The sequence below is a fragment of the Paenibacillus sp. FSL H7-0442 genome (assembly GCF_038593105.1).
GTDB lineage: Bacteria > Bacillota > Bacilli > Paenibacillales > Paenibacillaceae > Paenibacillus > Paenibacillus polymyxa_D.
In genome coordinates this window covers 2780175-2797137 of sequence record NZ_CP151963.1, presented here as the reverse complement: position 1 = coordinate 2797137, position 16963 = coordinate 2780175, and the positions used below count along the sequence as shown (strand labels likewise).

The following is a 16963-nucleotide window of genomic DNA, read 5'->3' as shown; positions in this document are numbered from 1 at the left end:
GCTTGCCATGATCGGCTACGATGTGGAAAAATATTTTCGGAAGATGCTGTAGCTGGCGGGCAAAAATCAGGTCAACTTTTTATGTAGAGCAATTGCATTTGTATTTTATGAAGCTCAAGCGATTAATAGTTTTTCCACGTCCATGACCAGTTCTTCGCCTGTCATATTTGAATACTTTTGGCCAAATAGAAATTCTAAACCACTGTCTTTTTCTATTGTACAGGATGAAAAACTCCAACTTGACATGGTTAATCAAAATAGTAGGTTTCTATTGATTGTTACGCTGGAAAGATAAGCATCGTTTGCAGAAATGGGCATATACCCAGGTGATTTTCAAAATAAAAAAACGCTCTAGGTTATCCTAAAACGTCTTTTGAAAATAGAAATATTATCCATAGAGGTCAACATCAAATGATTAAAGTTTGAGCTTGTACCCGATGCTCTCTAACGGGTAACATCAAACTGTAATTAAGATGCATATTGTCAGAATAGTAACTAGCAGCAGTCCATCTTGTTCTGCCCCAATTAAAATATTATTATCGCTGTGTAGATATGGTTGCAATAATGTCGTTATCACCTTCTATAGACTTGAAGACCTTAGCGCCCTTTTTGATCGCTTTAAGCGTGATTATGGCGTAAAGACGAGGCTGAAACTAATGAACGATCGAAATAGATAAACAGACTCATAGATTCATTTATTGGAATAAAGCAAGCAATTTGGCGGTCTTTTTAGACCACCTTTTTTATTCTCAGAAGGTCTTTTAAAACAATTTTTTTGAATGGCTGCTGAAGTCTGAAACTTCAAAGTAGAACCTATAAATCCTTGCGGACAAAGCTGCGCAACCCGAGTCCAAAGAGCACAGCCGTGTAAAATGCCGCGTATATCAAAAAGGCTGTTGAAGGAATCTCGCCGATACCAAACGGTCCACTTGTGCTTACCGGGATGAGTCCATTAATATTCTCAAAGCTGAACAACACTGCCTGCATTTTACGCTGCAGTCCATCGGCAGGCATGATCAGGGACAGGACACCCGTTATATTGTTCAGGGTCTGCATGGGACCTGGCTCCAGACCCACAGAGCCGATGATTTTTCCAACCATGCCACCGAGCCAACCAGCCCCATAAAGCATCGTCATGACGACACCATTCGCAACCGATGACAAATAGCCGGATCCGAACATGGACACGGTTACAAGCAAGGGAACGACTGAAGCAAATAGCAAAAAAGACTGCACCAGCACTACCGGATCACGCGGGATCGAAGCATGCACATCGGTGATCCACAAAATCAGGCTGTACAATACCAAGGCATAGATTACACCAAGCGAAACATAGCCCAGCCAGCGGCCCGTATACCATTTCCACCTCGGAATCGGCCGTGGCAGCATCGCCTGCATGACCCCCTGCTCCGCCTCACCCGCAATCGTGGAAAATGAGCTGAAAATCGCTAAAAAGGCGAGTACAAAACTTGCGAAGAAAAAACCGAGCATCAAAATGAACATCCCGAGCGTAAATTCCTGGATCATAGTTTCATTATTCGTACCGCCTGTGATCACCCTAGAGGTAGAATCTCCTGCGATGGCGCCGGCAATAAACCAAAATCCCAGCAGGAATACAACAGTTAATAAAAGTGTCAGCAGGAGGACCCGTTTGCGCAGTAGCTCCTTCCAGGTCATGGTCCAAATAATCCTCATTCCTGTTCCCCCCTATGATTCAGCCCTGCAACAGCCTTCATGAACCACTCTTCAAGCCGTTCTCGAACTTTGGTGACTTCATATAACGTCATCCCCTGTCCGATCAGCAACGTATTGATCCAGCCTGCCTGTTCTTCGCTCTCCAGTTCCGCTTCAAGCCAGACGGTATCATCTATGCCCCTCTCTCCTGTAAATCCGCCTTCGGCTTTTCCATCTGTTATTACTCGAAAGCTGAGCTCTGTCGTATCCATAAGCCAGGACAGCAAAAAAGGCGAAAATCCGCCGACTTTAAAACGCCAGCAGACTCGCTTCTGGAGCATTTCGGCTACCCGCCCATGGCGGAGAACCTGTCCGTTATTCAAGAGTGCCATTCTGTCGCATAATACTTCCACATCCTCAAGCAGATGGGAGTTTAAGAAAATCGTTTTCCCCTGCTGCTTCAGTTCCTCAAGTATATTACGTACATGCATTCGTCCAACCGGGTCCATGGCGGAAGAAGGCTCGTCAAGAAAAATCACGGCCGGATCATTCACCAGCGCGCAAGCCAGTCCAAGCCGCTGCTGCATGCCTTTGGAATAATGCTTAACACGGTCCTTCCCCCGCTGACCCACACCTACCATGTGCAATAGCTCAGGAACTCTCTTGTCGATCACCTGCTTGTCCAAACCGCATAATCGCCCATGCAACCGGACGACCTCATCACCGGTAAGCCATTCCTGATACCGGTACAGCTCGGGAAGATACCCGATTTGCCGTTTCGCTTCGAGCGTTCCGATGGGTGCACCCATCAGGGTTGCTCCTCCGGCCGTCGGATGGATGAGCCCGACCAGCATTTTCACAAATGTGCTTTTCCCGGCTCCATTGGGGCCGAGGAAGCCAAAGGCTTCCCCTTTCCCTACGGTGATGGTCACGTTGCGGCAGCCGCGCCCGTTGCTGTATTCCTTGGTTAATCCTTTAGTGTCGATTGTCGGCTTACTCATGCCTCAACCAGCTCCTTAAGCTTGTTCATGAAATCAAACTCTGACTCATAGGCGCTCCCACCTTCAAAGGAAAAGAACTGTCCGTCTTTGATCCAGATAGCGGTACGATTCGTCATTGAGCTGTACTTCATGTTTGTAACCAGAACCTTGGTTCCTCCAACGGTAATCTCAGAAGTTTCAGCACTTTTATTAACCACATATGGCATAGGAATGGAACCTGCCAGAATGCGGCTGCGCTTTACCTTCTCTTTCAGATCGGAAGGCAGAATCGGAAGCTGAAGAACGGCATCCACCGCTTTTTCTGTATCAACGGACGGATCTACCGTAATTTCTGGAGCCTGCATCTGTGTCAGAGTTGCCCAGTGGTCCTGATCGGTACCCAAATCGTAATTTACGCTTTCATGTGTACTAAACGCTATTTCTTTACCGTCCATCGACTCCGGCAGCAGCTTCGTTGCCCCTACACGCTGCATAGCTTTATTGAGCTCATCCACATTCAGCATCATTGTAATTTTTTGCGAAGGAGTAACGTACACACTTTCCTTCGTTCCGGCCACATTTACTGGAAGAAGCTGATATCCGAGCTTAGAGACGGCTTGTTCACGCGTAAAATCCCCCTGTACGTTTCCGCTTTCCGATGTAAACTGGCCAAAGGTGTTTTCTATGTCGGCCGATTTTCCCGGAACCAGCTGATTAAACATACCTTCGAGCGTGCTTTCGTCAACTGTAGCGATATCCTGCACCCGGAATTGATTTAAAAATGCCGCCAGCGCGTTATTTCCCACAGGGGTTGTAAGTACGACGCCAAAGATAACGGCTGCCGCCACCGCTGCGGCCCACTTTCGGCCCTTGCCTGCTCGCCGGCGGAAAGAAGCAACCGGAGCCGGAGCATCAACTTTCAAACTGGATTCCGAATCCTGAATTGCAGCTGAGTCCGCTGGCGGCCTAAGGGCATCGGCAAGCCTCAGAACGTCCTCTTTGTTATTTGCGTCCCTGGTCTCCCACTTGGCGTTTACCGGCTCCATGGCCAGCTTCTGTAGCAACCTCTCCCAGGCTTCATGTGTACTTTTGTCAGCTTCTGAATGCTGCAATTTAGTTGTCATATCATTTCAATCCTTTCCGAATATTTGATTAGTCCTGCCTTGCTATAGCCTTGCTGGATGTGGCCTGCAGCTTGCGTGTCGCTCTTTGGAGCAGACTGCCTATTAGCGGCGACCTGACATTAAGCTCTTCCGCGATCTCCGCATAGCTGTAGCCGGAGTAGCGCAGAAGCAGCGCTTGGCGGTCTCGTTCGGGCAGTCTGTCCAGCCAAGCCTGAACCTCTTCCTGATCCAATCGACGCATCAGCGCCTCTTCGCCGGATTCAGAAGCGACTTCCCCTTCATACATTATCTCCTGCTTATTCTGCAGCTTTCTCTCTCTTGCTCTCTTCTCTAAATAATCGTATCCGATTCTTGTCAGTACCCGGTGTAGCCATGCCCCCAGGGTTGCCGGGTTGTCCGGCGGATTTCTGTACAGCCGCAGAAATACTTCTTGCGCCAGATCGTCGGCTGCTGCTTCATCTCGCACAAGCGCAGCCAGTTTTCTGCGTACGGTTGGATAATGCTCATAAAATATGTTGCGGAATGGTGAGGATTCCGGAATACTCATTTTGTAATTGCCTCCTTTTAAGCTGCAGCTATTAGGAAGACGAACCTTCTTCCTTTTTTGTATCATGCTCGGGAGATTTTCTTCGAATTTTTTTAGGCTGCACTTAATTGGACAGTCCGATGACATCAGGATTAAGAAATTGTTAGACATTAGAAAACAACTTTATTGTACAAAGAACTATTGTATTTCAGCAAAACCTATGCTAGTCGCTCTAACGAAATTTGTGTATGTACGTCGTACCGACTACATCCATCATTGTATTAATGATTCATTAAACCGGTAAAAAAGCTTTCCATAGCCACCTTTTCGGGTGATTATAAAAAGCTAATCTGCTTTGGAGCGTCTATAACGATCGCTTAAAATTTCCCAGGAAACTGTTTGACAATGCCTTTTGTCAGGTCCGCTAGAACTAAATACTGAACGACACTTAACTTTTCATTATTTAGTATGCATGGGGTTAATTGATATTGAACCTATGACTGGAATAGGAATGGAGGGAATATTATCAGTAACGATTACTAGTCAGTGTTATCACGTTGAGCGCCCTCCATCGTTTTTATTGCAATGTAAAACGCCCAATGTAACCGATATATTTGAATTGACGGCCGAGACATTAAGTCTTTGTGCTGCTGAAATGGCTTTATGAGGGCACGAAGCACCCCCTGCCTCGACACGTCTCTCCTCAATGATAGGTTCTGTGAATTGAGGGGAAATCCTTCAGAAAAATCAGTAGATTTCTAGAAGATTGTTATGATTCTTTGGAACTATTCTGCCAAATTAAAACCCCTTCTTTGTAGAAGGGGTTTCAAATATACGAACCTAGCTATTCATGCCATGATTGTTAAGTTGTTGGAAGCTATTCATGCCATGATTGTTAGGTTGGATCGTTGCTGCACCAGTAGGGATGATTACGTTACCTAACAGAAACAATACTACTGCCATCATACCTAATGCCTTTTTCATCTTTTAACACCCTTTCTAGGATAGTTTTGTTCAATACATTATATTCATTCAGCTGTTCTTTAGTTGCATGAACACTAAATGAAACAAATAATGCATTGATTTTTTTATATCCAGTATCATCCTTAAGTTTATCAGACATTCGCAATCCCTTGAGGGATATATTTAATGCATTGTAAATATTACCATTAGTAAAGTGGTAAAGGGACATAAGATATAAATGATCTATATAATAACGAATATTGGCTTCCGTTTCGTACTCTCCATCCAGAGCGTCCAAATTAGGTTCAAATTCTTTTAATGCCCAATCAACGTTACAGTTATGTTTTAAAGCTGACTCCAGTATCGTAATAGTCCCCGGCAACAACTCTTCTTCCTCGGCATTGTGTATAAATTGCACATATTCAGGAAGCGTCTCCATATTACCTTCCAGCAAATTCAAAACATATGTATTGGCATTTGCAATCATCCTGAAATGTGTTACATCCTCCTTCCCCTCATCGTCCAATCCAGATATCCATCCCAATTCAGAGTACTTTTCAATACAATCCCTTGCTGCTGAGTAATCGCCCATCTTTTGCAATGCGATACCTTTCGCCACCATAGAATATCCAAAATAAAAAGCAACACTTCGTTTAAGTCTTTTAGTATCAATTCTCGGCTGCCCTTTTGCTTGTCTAAGTTGGTCTTCTTCATAGAATGCGTTGATTGAGTGGTGGAGTTTATCCGCAATATGTACCATAGCATCCCAACCATCTAGTGAAAACTCTGCTTGCAGCATTTCATACAAAAGGTTTATGTCACTTATTGATTCTAAAACTGCCGAGTTAAACATATAGCTGCCTCCTAATTACATTTTTAACCAATAGTATATTATAATTGGGCATTGGTCAATTACGTAGTTAAGTGAGCTATTCACAAGTTAAATCTTCTCTGAATTTTCGCATATGATGTGAGACACAGAATTGGCTTAGCCCGAGTATTTTTGCATACGGTGCCTGTTTAAGTCCTGGACGCAGTTCCATTAAATCTTTCAGTCTGTCCCTTGTTATTTCAGACTTACGTTTCTTCACCTTCTAATCTCTGTAGTAGTCAATTCTGCCGCTGGCGTGGGGTGCTGCCCTCCTTTTAAATCATGTACACATACGATGCATAGAAAGCTTTCCCGAAAGTGCGTTAGCTGATCGACTGATCCCGCAAAAAGGTAAATACATACATTGGGAAGATCAGTCCGAGAACTAAGTTACCCAGACGGTTCGACTCATGTTTGAAACAACGCTACCATTTTATGAATTTTTACGATGCGTTCAGTGCTGTTATTTGGTGTAAAAACAGAGGATTTGAACGAAGGCAATGGGTCCATTTGGCCTGCTGCCTTCTCGTTATGATTAAGTTATCGTCTCTCGTTAGTCCAATCTAGACTGTTCTGAATCTTGTTCATCCTAAGCCAACCAGGAATTTAAAACAGAGGATTTTCTTCGAGTGGTTGTGTCTCACGTAGATCTCTAGCCTTCCGAACAGAGGGCGAGTAAAAAACGTCACTATGCATATGCTGAATTTTATCCCAGTTGCCAGGATTGGTCGTGTCTGGAGAGCGGTGCTCCAGAATGGCCTGATATAGAGCCGTTTTTTGTTCCAAATGGGCAACGTGCTGTTTGGCTTCTTCGAGCTTAATGAGCGCCGCTTCCTTATGCTCCATCATGAGTGTGTAGCGTTGCGGAATGGTCGAATCCCCTTCGAGACAGAAATCGACGTACATTTTAATGACTTCAATCGGCATCCCGGATTGCTTGAGACATTTGACGCCATGCAACCAGTTGATCGATTCTTCGTCGAACATCCGAATGTTGTTTTGATTGCGCTGTACGCTTGGTACCAGGCCTTTATCCGTGTAAAAGCGTACAGCGTGCTCGGTGAGTCCCGTTATCTGGGCAGCTTCTTTGACTGTATGCATGTGGAATCCTCCTTGGAAAAATAAAAATTTTTGAAGATGGCTTGACTTCGTGTAACACGAAGGCGTTAGGCTTATTGTAATGCAAGTCGACCGTAAGCGGAAGCCCACTGAGGTGCCCGATTTTCGAGTTTTGCGGCCGTTTGCGTTTTACATTTGGACAATGGGAGGAAATACAATGCAAACCGTAACATTAAACAATGGTGTGAAAATGCCGATCATCGGCTTTGGTGTCTACCAAGTTCCAGATGCTGAAGAATGCGAGAACGCTGTATATGAAGCGCTGATGGCTGGTTACCGCCTGATCGACACCGCCTCCGGTTATTTGAATGAGGAAGCGGTCGGTCGTGCGATTAACCGCAGCGGCGTACCGCGTGAGCAGCTGTTCATCACGACCAAGCTCTGGGTTCAGGATGCCGGCTACGAGAGTACCAAGCACGCATTTGCCAAATCCTTGAAGAAGCTTCAACTCGACTATCTCGATCTGTACCTTATTCACCAGCCATTTGGCGATTACTACGGTGCATGGCGTGCGATGGAAGACCTGTACCGCGAAGGCAAGATTAGGGCGATCGGTGTCAGCAACTTCCTACCCGACCGCCTGATGGACCTCATCGTTCATAACGAAATCGTACCCGCCGTCAACCAGATCGAAACGCACCCGTTCTACCAGCAAACAGAGAGCGCAGCTTTTATGAAAGAGCACGGAGTTCAACACCAGTCGTGGGCCCCATTCGCTGAGGGACTTAACAACATGTTCAAAAACGAAGTGTTGCTCTCGATCGCAGAAAAATACAACAAGTCCGTCGCTCAGGTCGTATTGCGCTGGCTTGTTCAGCGTGAAGTCGTTGTAATTCCAAAATCGGTAAGAAAAGAGCGGATCGTCGAAAACTTTGACATTTTCGATTTTGAGTTGAGCGCGGATGATATCGAACAAATCTCGGCCCTCGATACGCGGGAAAGTCTTTTCTTATCGTATCGCGACCCGGAAGTCGCCAAGATGATGGGCAACTGGAGAATCGATCTGTAAACCTTGATCGAACCATAAACTTATCACTCGTTTATCCTCATCTATAAAGAAAGGGCAGAGCGGTTTAAAGTGAACCCTGTCCTTTCTTTACTTGAATTGACCCTTGGATTCGCTTTTCCGCTTTATAAGATGCCACCTTTCGCTTAATCATAATCCCCCCTATTAAAGCAATAATTCTAGTCTGTTTCTAATAGAAGATTTAGACTAATTTATTCAACGAGCATCTCTGTTAGCGCAATTCTCAGCTTGTGTTCGTAACTAGATATTTTCGGTTTTGTCAGTTGGAAGCTGGGACACACAAATATCTACGCGAAGTGCCGAGGATTCCAAGGGAATTTTCCAAGCTTGGTGCACGCTGTTTGAGTTTGGCTAAAATGTCATAGTACTGTCTAATTCCCGCATCCAGATTCCTGCGTGTCTCTGTGCAAATTGTTGGAAGGAGACAGGCGCCTTCCCAGTCACCCTCATTACAGTATCAGTACTTAGATCTTCCGCTCCTTCCTCGCGAATTTTACGGTCGAGTCCGGTCATGATCTCAGCATAATCCTTGCTTATCCCTGCTGCTAACCAGCTGCGGGTGAATTCATCATCTGATATTGATTAGTCAAATTGAGAAAGGAAATGCGATGCCCTCTTTTGAGATCATTAGCAAGCTTGCGGAGCGATTAAATTGCTCTATTACTTTTCTCTTAGAAGAAGTGGCCTCGGAAACCGTTTCTCCTCCTCCCTCCATTCCTACTCAATTGGTAAGGGCGGAACAATATCTTGAAAGCAATTTGTTAAATGAGTTTCTAAACATAATAAAGAGTATAGAAATCACAGAGGAAGAAGCTGATTTAAAAGCCCAACTCAATAACAAAAGCAAGCGCACAAAAAAATGAGTGAATTGTATATTCTTATAGCTGAAGCTTATTATCACCAAAAAGATTTTGAGACCGCTTCGTATTACTACAGGCAAGACCTCCCTGCTCAATAACAAAAAACCTCAGGGCTTCTTCCAGATGGATAAGGTCCCTGGGGTTTAACCATTATATTTCCACTTATGGCTCATAGCGCTCCATAATGATGACCGCATTGTGGCCGCCAAAACAAAGGAATTTCCTTAAGTATAAAATATTGTAATAATGCAACTTATTTGGGTTCAACGTACATCAGGTGTAACAACAATACAATCCCCCATCATGGTCAAAAAAGAGAAAGAAAAACCAGAAAAAAAATCCTGGAATTTTTCCGCTTTTTCTTTAGGCTGTCACATCAAAACGCTTTGGCTGCCAATATGGCTTGCCGGATTGCTGATTCCTTTATGCTCTGCGCTTGGTCCGGCTGCTCACTGATACCTTCAACAAAGATAGCCTGCACATCGTCAATGCCCAGTAAATTCATGATAGCTTTTACATAACTATGGCTGTACTCTACATCTTTGAACTTCCCATGGGAGAGAACCGTGCCGGAAGCCTGAATGTGCATCACTTTTTTGTCCTGCTGCGTCCCAATCAAACCGGACAAACCCCGCAGCCCATTATCGGCTCGCTTAATAGTTTTTCCCGGAACTATAACCGCGTCAATGTACGCTTTCAGAACCGACGGGAAAGAATAATTCCATACCGGATTGACAATGACGATTTTATCCGCAGTCATGAATTGGTCCGTAATCTCGCGCATTCGCACCGCTTTGACCTTCGATCCCTCGCTCAGTTCATCGAAAGAAAGACCACTTGGTGGCTGCCCCCAGCGTCTTAGAAGATCGGCGTCGATTTGCGGAAGATCCATGCGATACAGGTCCAAATGAATGACCTCATCTCCTGGATTGGCCTCCTGATAGGTTTCGATAAACTGTTTGCCGACTGATAGGCTGTATGTACCGTCTTTTAAAGGATGAGCGGTTACGTACAATACAGTTGCCATGATAAATCCACTCCTATGTTATGATTAAAATAATTGAGGATACAATGCTATTAATAGCAATTCTAGCTATGCTGTTCGTGGATATGAAAGAGCTTCCCCTACTCCATGACTTCCACTGTCTGGTAAACATTCAGCAGTGGAACTTTTTCGAGTCCTATTGAAAATCGCTGAATATTATCATTACTAACTCCCTTCTTAATGTAATCATTATAGTTACAGAAAAAAATGAGTGTCAAGAAGGATCATGAAATGCAGACACCAATTTTTTGACTTTTATTGGCCGTTCATAAACTGCATGCCCCACAGGAAGACCGCTTTTCTCAAAGATGTAAAACAAAAAGAAACCGTCTTGGTAAATGGAAGTGCGACCCACCATTTACGAAAGGAACGGTTTCTTTGTACTATCACCTTGTTCGTGTTGTCAATGAGGCTGTCCATCGTTTGGACGATCAGATTTTCAGGGAGGCTTGCACACCTAAGTTTCTAAAGAATATGCGAGAATCTGGTCTTTCGTTAGACTCTTTCCTTTGTTCCAAATATCGCGTATTTCCTGTTCAATTAAAACATGTTGAAGATCAAGAAGCACTGCATTATGCTCCACGGGAAAATTCGGAACGGCAGCACCTCCGAAGCTTTCGCGACATTTCTCAGCAGCACTCAGAAGGATGACCGCTTCTGGATAAGCCTTCTTTGCCCATAAAGCTATAGCCAACCCTTCTATTCCGCGAGAGAGAATCCATGTCCCTTTGTAAATTTGGCTGATCGCAATGCTATTTTTGAAGCATTCAATGGATTGATCGGTCTGCCCAAGTTTCAAGGCAGCATAACCGAGGCTTTCGTACGGACCGGATACTTCCCATTTATCCTGAACCGATTCGAAGAAGTACACGCTCTCTTTTAGAAGCATGGATGCTTCATGATACTCCTTTTGTTCCAGCTTTAGCTTTCCGTAAGCATGCAACGAAGCCGCCAAATTCCACATGTCCTTCGTTTTCCTGGCAATATCAACGCTCTCCTTAACGAGAGGCTCGGCATCTTTCAAAAGTAGCTGGTTGATATAAATAAATGCCATGAGACGAAGAGAAGAGGCTAATTGTGCAGAATGGTTCAGATCACGGGCGAGCTCAGCGCTGCGTGCAGCTGAAACCATGGCTTCTTCAACGTTTCCTTGAACCAATTGAATGACGCCCCGCCCATGCAATGCTTTGGCAAAATCTCCACCAGGCAGTTCTTTATGAACGGTACTTTCCAGAAAACGATTAAGCCAAAAAATCCCCTCCTTTAATCTGCCTTCATGAAGCCAGAACCAGTAAAGGTTTGAAACCATATGAAATCCAATTGAGTTGGTATGTGCATCATTCTGATAACACCATTGCATGGCTGAGCGCAGGTTTGCATATTCTTGTCTCACTTCATCAAGGCAGGCATCACGCTCTCGAGTCCTGAACTTGGCCTCGGCACGATTCAAAATTTGGCTGTAATATTGAGCATGACGTTCAAGAAGAACATGTCTGTTACGGCCGTCAGTTTCTTCCCGCATCTTCTCGCCAGCATATTCCTTAATGGCTTCCAGCATGAAATAACGGATGTAGCGGTAGTCATCACTGGTTTCGATTGAGACGAGTGACTTGTTGACCAGTCCGGATAACAGATCAAGCATATCTTCCCGAGCAAGTTTATCATCACGGGTGGGCAATGTGGGTTCGCAGCTACAGATCCGCTCCACTGCCTCCAACGTAAACCCTCCCGAAAATACACTGAGCCTTCTCAGAAGCAGTTGCTCCTTGCCGGTTAGTAGATCGTAGCTCCAATCGATTGTAGATTTCAGCGTTTTTTGCCGAGGCACAGCATTTCGTTTTCCAGCAGTCAATAATGTCAGCAGACTCGCCAGACGTTCTTCCATCTGTTCTAATGTCAACATACTCATTCTGGAAGCCGCAAGCTCAATGGCTAACGGAATCCCTTCTAATTTTTTGCATATGGCACCTACAAGCTGCAAGTTTGCCAGCGTGGGTTGAAGCTTAGGAGCAACCAAAAGCGCACGTTCCATAAACAGTTGCACGGCTTCAAATTCCTTGATTTCTTCTTCGGAAAGCACCTCCAGCGAATACTCCTCACCTGGAAAGGATAACGGGGGAATCCGATAGACGTATTCCCCCGAAATGTTCAAGGCTTCTCGGCTCGTGACCATGATGCTTAGTGTTGGCGCAGCCATCAGGAGTGATTCAGCTAAAGCCGCGCATGCATCAATGATGTGTTCGCAGTTGTCGAAAATAAACATCATTCTTTTCTCGGAGATTACATCTAATATGGTTTGGAGATCAGTTCGATTCCCTTGATTTTGCAGTCCCATAGTGGATAACAGATACTGGCCCAAAAAATGATGATCCTTTACGGCGCCGAATTCGAACATCCAAATACCGTCCGGATACGTTTCAGCAAGCGTTGAAGCGACTCGAACAGCAAGTGATGTTTTCCCTATCCCTCCGGGTCCTACGATTGACACAAGGGAATGGAACTTCAGCTGTTCTTTCAGGTCAGCCATGGATTGGTTTCTTCCTATAAAGAGAGAAGGAGGCTTCGGTAACTGACTTTGCCTTGCAAGTGAAACGGCTTGCGTGGCAACCCGACCTTCCTGCGCGGAACCTTCGAACGAAGCAACGGTTTCAAACCAAGTGACATCAAAATCCGGAAACTCCCGTTTTGTTGCAGAGCGCACTTCCGAAAAGCGTTTTACTGCAAGCCAAAGCTCCTCAGCCTCTTTCCGCTGGGCTCCCTCCAGGAAGAGTCCTTCCTCCAAAAAGACTTGAATCAAACGTTTGAGGCTGCCAACGCTGGGAAGACGATCTCCGTTCTCCCACTGTTGAACGGTTCGTGGATCGACGCCAACTTGCCTTGCCAAGTCAACTTGCCGTGTTCGTTTGGAAAGGTTATGTCTAGCGGGCCTGGAACGAATTTTTTAATCCAATCATGGGGCCAATCTTTCAAAGATTTTTCGTCTTCCATCTTATCACCTGGCTTCAATAGTTTGAGCATCTCTGACACGAACTAACACGAACTCATGTCATTCGTGTTCTGGATTTTAACAGATAGAATAAAGCATATCAACAAAAAGAGGAGGTAATCTACATGCCTTTAACGCGTATCGTCACGTTGGAAGGACGTTCGAGCGAAGCTAAAGCCCGTATTAAAGAGGTCGTCTCGCAAACGATCGTGGACAAGCTGCAAGTGCCTGAAAATGATCGTTTTTTGATTATCGAGGAACACAACCGAGAGAACTTCAACTTTGATCCAAACTGTCTGGACATTGAAAGAAGCGATGGATTTCTCATTGTTCAAATCATTTTGAATGTCGGCAGATCGTCTGAAGTAAAAAAAGAGTTCTATGCGGCATTAGCTGAACAACTGCATGAGCAGTGCAACATTAGAACCGAGGATGTTTTTATCAATTTAATTGAAGTCACGAAAGACAACTGGTCTTATGGCAACGGCATCGCCCCTTTTATTGTTTAAATCGTAATTTTATTTAAGAAGGAGAGAAAATATAATTATGTCGACTATTCTTTATATCACTGCGCATCCTGGTAATCCTGAAGCATCTTACAGCCTTTCCGTTGACGAGCAATTTGTACAAGCCTATCAAGAAAGTCACCCAGAAGATAAGATTGTGCACGTAGATCTGTATCAACGAGACATTCCGCATATCGATGCAGATGTATTGGAGGCATGGGGCAAGCTTCAAACGGGAGCATCGTTTGATCAATTGACTGCCGCGCAGCAAGAAAAAATAACCCAACTGAATCATTTGCTCGAAGAGTTTGTCACTGCGGACAAGTACGTGTTCGTTACACCCATGTGGAACTTTTCTTACCCTCCGGTATTGAAGGCATACATTGATTCCTTTTGCGTCAGAGCCAAAACATTCAAATACACGGAGAATGGCCCCGTTGGACTGCTGCATAACAAAAAAGCATTCCACATTCAAGCTAGCGGCGGCATCTATTCGGAAGGTCCTGTGGCGGAACGCGAGAATGGAAGCCGTCATTTGAAGACGGTTTTGAATTTTGTCGGCGTAACAGACTTTGATAGCCTATTTGTGGAAGGTCTGTCCACGGCGGGAGACCGCGCTCCCCAAATCAAAGCCGAAGCAATTGAAAAAGCGCGCAATGCTGCGAAGAATTTCTAAGAGTATGTTTCGATAGCGATTGGAGATTAGTCAATATCGTGGCAATGGTTTGTTACATCACATTAATCTGAATAAACCCGGCACCGCCGATTTGACCAAGGGGGAAGAAAAATGAAAGTATCTTATCATGGACATTCGGTTGTAAAAATCGAAACCCATGGCACAATTATTCTTATTGATCCTTTTATTACAGGCAACTCCAACACCGATCTGGAAGCAGCCGACGTGCAGGCTGATGTAATCCTTCTGACCCATGGCCACGGGGATCATGTTGGAGATACTGTGGAAATTGCAAAACGAAATGACGCGCTGGTAATCGCATCGGCAGAGCTAGCGGATGTTCTCAGTTGGCAAGGTGTACGAACCCACGCCATGAGCATTGGGGGAGCTTATCAATTCGAATTTGGAAAAGTGAAATTAACCCAGGCTTTTCATAGCTCAAGCCTCGTTAATCTGGAGACTAAAACAATCATCTATACGGGAATGCCTACAGGGATTCTGTTCACAGCAGAGGGCAGAACGATTTACCACGCAGGAGACACAGGTTTGTTCTACGATATGAAGGTGATTGGAGAACTCAGCAATATCGATTTGGCATTTCTGCCGATCGGAGACAACCATACTATGGGTCCAGAAGATGCTGCGCTGGCAACTGAATGGCTTCAAGCGAAACAAGTTGTGCCGATCCATTTCAATACGTTCCCTCATATCAAACAAGACCCTCACTACTTCGCTTCGCTTCTAAAGGAAGGGGTAGGGAAAGTGTTGGAACCGGGAGAAGGGCTCGAGTTGATTCCCTGACCTGCTAGTTGAATTTAGTTATTTCCAAAAAATCAAAAGCGGGCGCTCTCCTCTGTTGGACGGCGCCCGCTTTTGATTTTTTGGATTTTAATGGTTAACTTTGGAATCAACTGCTCTTAAGAAGTATATTTTAGGTCTTAGAGGATAAAATATGCTTTATCAATAAAGCAAGGGGGTTAACTTGTGTTGTTAGGTTGGTTTAGAAACGTTCTGAGACCTGAAAGAAGGCGTAGACAAGATAGTGAAAAGTCCAATCAGCAAACAACTGACCCCATTAATCCGTCATTGCCCCAAACTCTGTCTTTACTCAAATCGAAACTCGGACAAGGTCCTGATTTTATCATTCGTAATTTTTCCGAAAATCCTGCCCATGCCGGTCATCTCGCAGTATGTTATATCGAGGGATTAATTGATCAAAACTTACTTTCCGATTTAATGGAAGGTTTAATTACAGAAAAGCTCTCTGAATCTTCCTCTAAGCTTGGTGAAAATAGCACGGTCTCTCTATTAAAGAAGACAATTCCAGCAGGAAATATTCAAATGATACATTCGCAAAATGAGGTATATCAAGCCATTCTCTCCGGGAATGCTGTCATTGTCATCAACGGAAACAACTATGCTTTGGCAGTTTCCATCGCAGGCGGAGTAAGACGGGCTATTCAGGAACCCAGTACTCAGACCGTAGTACGGGGTCCTAAAGAAGGATTTACAGAGGATGTCTCAACTAACATTACACTGATCAGAAGAAAATTGCGGACACCTGACCTTAAATTTGAAAGTCACGTTATTGGACGATATACACAAACTAAAGTCATATTAGCTTACATTGAAAATGTCGCTAATCCAGAAGTAATACGGGAAATTACAAAACGGCTTCAATCCATTGATACAGACAGCATACTTGAAAGTGGCTATATCGAAGAATTCATACAGGATGAACCACTTAGTCTCTTTCCCACCATGCTAAACTCAGAGCGTCCGGATACTGTCGCAGGTAGCCTTTTAGACGGACAAGTAGCTGTTCTGGTTGATGGGACGCCATTCGCTCTGATTGCACCTGTAACTTTCTTCAATTTCTTTCAAACGGCCGAAGACTACTACCAGAGATATGACATTTCAACTTTTTTAAGGGCTCTTCGTGTGGTATCTTTTCTAGTCTCATTGTTGCTTCCCTCTCTATTTATAGCCTTGACGACTTTCCAACAGGAAATGATCCCCACCACGCTGTTAATTACGCTGATGGCTCAACGGGAAGGAACTCCTTTTCCTGCATTAATTGAAGCATTAATGATGGAATTGATGTTTGAAGTGATTCGTGAAGCAGGTGTGCGAATGCCACGGGTCATCGGACCAGCCGTTTCCATTGTAGGAGCTCTGGTTATCGGGCAGGCAGCGGTGCAAGCCGGACTGGTCTCAGGTGCAATGGTTATCGTTGTTGCCTTCACTGCTATATCGAACTTTGTCATCCCGTATTTTGGTATGGCTTCAGCAGTCAGGTTGTTGCGTTTTGCACTTATGCTACTGGCGGGGGCTCTGGGCTTATTCGGTATTCTGATAGGAATTATCCCCCTTCTTGTTCATCTTGTATCTCTCAAATCATTCGGAGTTGATTATTTTGTGCCCTACAGCCCCACCTTTAAATCTAATATGAAGGACCTTATCATCAGAGCTCCGTGGTGGGCTATGAAAACCAGACCTAGCGAAAAATCAGGCCATAACCAGACAAGACAGGCAGCTCACCAATACCCTGCTAGTTCGGATGAAATCAAAAATAATGACAAGTCTGATACCCAAAAATAGGAGAG

At 44.7% G+C, this 16963-nt stretch carries 14 protein-coding genes; 6 read left to right on the top strand and 8 right to left on the bottom strand.

Annotated elements, in window-relative coordinates; all coding sequences use genetic code 11:
• Nucleotides 1–813 precede the first annotated feature (813 nt).
• The 6 genes from MHH57_RS12250 to MHH57_RS12225 all read right to left on the bottom strand — a co-directional run bounded on the left by MHH57_RS12250 (nt 814) and on the right by MHH57_RS12225 (nt 7239).
• A complete protein-coding gene (locus tag MHH57_RS12250; protein ID WP_209950302.1) occupies nt 814–1695 on the bottom strand; it encodes an ABC transporter permease subunit in 882 nt (293 codons plus the stop codon).
• Nucleotides 1692–2675: an ABC transporter ATP-binding protein gene (locus MHH57_RS12245; RefSeq protein WP_209950303.1), complete on the bottom strand. Its 984-nt coding sequence runs from the start codon at nt 2673–2675 to the stop codon at nt 1692–1694. The genes MHH57_RS12250 and MHH57_RS12245 overlap by 4 nt, the downstream gene beginning before the upstream one ends.
• Complete coding sequence (locus MHH57_RS12240; protein WP_342435133.1) at nt 2672–3778, bottom strand: hypothetical protein; 1107 nt, start codon at nt 3776–3778, stop codon at nt 2672–2674. Before MHH57_RS12240 ends, MHH57_RS12245 begins: the two co-directional genes overlap by 4 nt.
• 28 nt (nt 3779–3806) lie before the next feature.
• Complete coding sequence (locus MHH57_RS12235; RefSeq protein WP_029515305.1) at nt 3807–4325, bottom strand: sigma-70 family RNA polymerase sigma factor; 519 nt, start codon at nt 4323–4325, stop codon at nt 3807–3809.
• 913 nt (nt 4326–5238) lie between these two features.
• Nucleotides 5239–6120 carry a DNA-binding protein gene (locus tag MHH57_RS12230; protein WP_342435132.1) on the bottom strand — a complete coding sequence of 294 codons (882 nt, stop codon included), beginning with the start codon at nt 6118–6120 and terminating at the stop codon, nt 5239–5241.
• Between the two features lie 624 nt (nt 6121–6744).
• Nucleotides 6745–7239 carry a MerR family transcriptional regulator gene (locus MHH57_RS12225; protein ID WP_029515307.1) on the bottom strand — a complete coding sequence of 165 codons (495 nt, stop codon included), beginning with the start codon at nt 7237–7239 and terminating at the stop codon, nt 6745–6747.
• A gap of 175 nt (nt 7240–7414) precedes the next feature.
• Between MHH57_RS12225 and MHH57_RS12220 the strand changes: the two genes are divergently transcribed.
• The gene (locus MHH57_RS12220; RefSeq protein WP_029515308.1) at nt 7415–8266 is read left to right on the top strand and encodes an aldo/keto reductase; all 852 of its coding nucleotides are present in this window, start codon (nt 7415–7417) and stop codon (nt 8264–8266) included.
• Nucleotides 8267–8862: 596 nt separating this feature from the next.
• The gene (locus MHH57_RS12215; RefSeq protein ID WP_141695491.1) at nt 8863–9147 is read left to right on the top strand and encodes a helix-turn-helix transcriptional regulator; all 285 of its coding nucleotides are present in this window, start codon (nt 8863–8865) and stop codon (nt 9145–9147) included.
• Between the two features lie 373 nt (nt 9148–9520).
• Here MHH57_RS12215 and MHH57_RS12210 read toward each other — a convergent pair whose 3' ends face one another.
• Together MHH57_RS12210 and MHH57_RS12205 are read right to left on the bottom strand one after the other, a co-directional pair.
• Nucleotides 9521–10171, bottom strand: a complete 651-nt coding sequence (locus MHH57_RS12210) for an NAD(P)H-dependent oxidoreductase (protein ID WP_341039350.1) — start codon at nt 10169–10171, stop codon at nt 9521–9523.
• Between the two features lie 475 nt (nt 10172–10646).
• Complete coding sequence (locus tag MHH57_RS12205) at nt 10647–13073, bottom strand: NB-ARC domain-containing protein (RefSeq protein ID WP_342435131.1); 2427 nt, start codon at nt 13071–13073, stop codon at nt 10647–10649.
• A 227-nt stretch (nt 13074–13300) separates the two neighbouring features.
• Here MHH57_RS12205 and MHH57_RS12200 point away from each other — a divergent pair, with 227 nt between their 5' ends.
• The 4 genes from MHH57_RS12200 to MHH57_RS12185 all read left to right on the top strand — a co-directional run bounded on the left by MHH57_RS12200 (nt 13301) and on the right by MHH57_RS12185 (nt 16958).
• Nucleotides 13301–13684: a tautomerase family protein gene (locus MHH57_RS12200; RefSeq protein WP_039274886.1), complete on the top strand. Its 384-nt coding sequence runs from the start codon at nt 13301–13303 to the stop codon at nt 13682–13684.
• Nucleotides 13685–13721: 37 nt separating this feature from the next.
• The gene (locus MHH57_RS12195; protein ID WP_342435130.1) at nt 13722–14357 is read left to right on the top strand and encodes an FMN-dependent NADH-azoreductase; all 636 of its coding nucleotides are present in this window, start codon (nt 13722–13724) and stop codon (nt 14355–14357) included.
• A gap of 111 nt (nt 14358–14468) precedes the next feature.
• Nucleotides 14469–15158, top strand: a complete 690-nt coding sequence (locus tag MHH57_RS12190) for a metal-dependent hydrolase (RefSeq protein ID WP_069011459.1) — start codon at nt 14469–14471, stop codon at nt 15156–15158.
• A gap of 183 nt (nt 15159–15341) precedes the next feature.
• Nucleotides 15342–16958, top strand: a complete 1617-nt coding sequence (locus tag MHH57_RS12185; protein ID WP_029515313.1) for a spore germination protein — start codon at nt 15342–15344, stop codon at nt 16956–16958.
• The last annotated feature ends 5 nt before the right edge of the window (nt 16959–16963 follow it).